Source organism: Falsihalocynthiibacter sp. S25ZX9 (assembly GCF_041205405.1).
In the GTDB taxonomy this organism is placed as follows: domain Bacteria; phylum Pseudomonadota; class Alphaproteobacteria; order Rhodobacterales; family Rhodobacteraceae; genus Falsihalocynthiibacter; species Falsihalocynthiibacter arcticus.
In genome coordinates, this window is sequence record NZ_JBGFCD010000088.1 from 1 (window position 1) to 386 (window position 386).

Below are 386 nucleotides of genomic sequence, written 5' to 3' on the forward strand. Positions count from 1 at the left end.
GCTTCGCCCTTGAAACTGACAGCGCGGCTCAAAATGCGTCCATCCACTTCTGGAAGCGCGACATTCATTGCGATATCGCGTGCGGCGAGACCAAACATTCCCTCACTCCAAGCCGCTTCTGAGCTGGCTGAGAACACCACTTGGAAAACGGGCGAGGCATTTGCAGCAGGCATTACAAGGGGGTTCGATGCCCCGTTGGAATGCTCTCCTTCTTGTGGCGATCCTGTGGCAAAGGAGGTCGCGTTCAAAATAACACTTGGTGTCGCTTTGGTGAATAAATACTCAAGGGTTTCCACGGAAACTGGATCTTTGAGGGAGGCCACGAAGATCGGCAGTGGGTTTAGCCCTTGGCGCAGAAGGGATTTCACCAACCGATTTACAGGATT

General features: G+C 53.1%; 1 protein-coding gene. It reads right to left on the reverse strand.

The window, feature by feature from the left end; translation table 11 throughout:
- The coding region (locus AB9F29_RS21400; RefSeq protein WP_369757190.1) for a cobaltochelatase subunit CobN at positions 1-386 on the reverse strand (386 nt) is incomplete at both ends.